The following is a 692-nucleotide window of genomic DNA, read 5'->3' on the forward strand; positions in this document are numbered from 1 at the left end:
AATTGAGAGGAAGGAATGAATATGTGTACCGTTAAGGAAATCAGAGAAGCCATCCGGGAGGACTGCCGCTCCCAGCGAAACATGAAAACCATTGAGATCGACCGGATTTTTCAAACCCTGACGTTTCCGCAGTTAGAGAGCCTGTTTGACAAACCGCCCATGCCGCCGTTTTTTCACCGGTACAGGCAGAAGTCAGCCAGCAAATGAACGCCGCAATTCTTTTTACAGGATTGTGGCTTTTTTCATGCCCTGGGAAACGAAAGGAGTGCAGAAAATGGCCGTTTTTCGCGTAGAACGCACACAGGGATACACCGTCATGAGCAACTATCATCTGCGGGACAAGAGTCTGAGCCTGAAAGCAAAGGGCCTGCTGTCCCAAATGCTCTCGCTGCCGGAGGATTGGGACTATACCCTTTCCGGTCTGGCTGTTATCAACCGGGAAAGCAAGGACGCGATCCGCTCCGCAGTTAATGAGCTGGAAAAGGCGGGGTACATCAAGCGCCGCCAGACCACCGACGCGGGCGGCAAGTTCAGCGCCAACGAGTATGTGATTTATGAGCGTCCGGTAACAGAGGAACCGCCCGCCCAACCGTTGCCCCCAAAACCGTTGCCCCCAAAACCGTTGTCGGGTTTTCCGACAACGGATAATCCGTCAACGGGAAAACCGTCAACGGAAAATCCAACGCAAATAA

2 protein-coding genes are annotated in these 692 nt (G+C 52.7%); both read left to right on the forward strand.

Features of this window, described 5'->3' with window-relative positions; translation table 11 throughout:
* Positions 1-21: 21 nt before the first annotated feature.
* Positions 22-207, forward strand: a complete 186-nt coding sequence (locus D1841_RS17935; protein WP_202622117.1) for a hypothetical protein — start codon at positions 22-24, stop codon at positions 205-207.
* Between the two features lie 67 nt (positions 208-274).
* The coding region (locus D1841_RS17940) for a helix-turn-helix domain-containing protein (protein WP_161931374.1) at positions 275-692 on the forward strand (418 nt) is incomplete at its 3' end.

This window comes from Neglectibacter sp. X4, from assembly GCF_009917365.1.
GTDB lineage: Bacteria > Bacillota > Clostridia > Oscillospirales > Acutalibacteraceae > Acutalibacter.

What these genes read in the sequence shown, in the direction of transcription:
- D1841_RS17935 (WP_202622117.1), top strand. Translation starts at nt 22, where the DNA reads ATGTGTACCGTTAAGGAAATCAGAGAAGCCATCCGGGAGGACTGCCGC.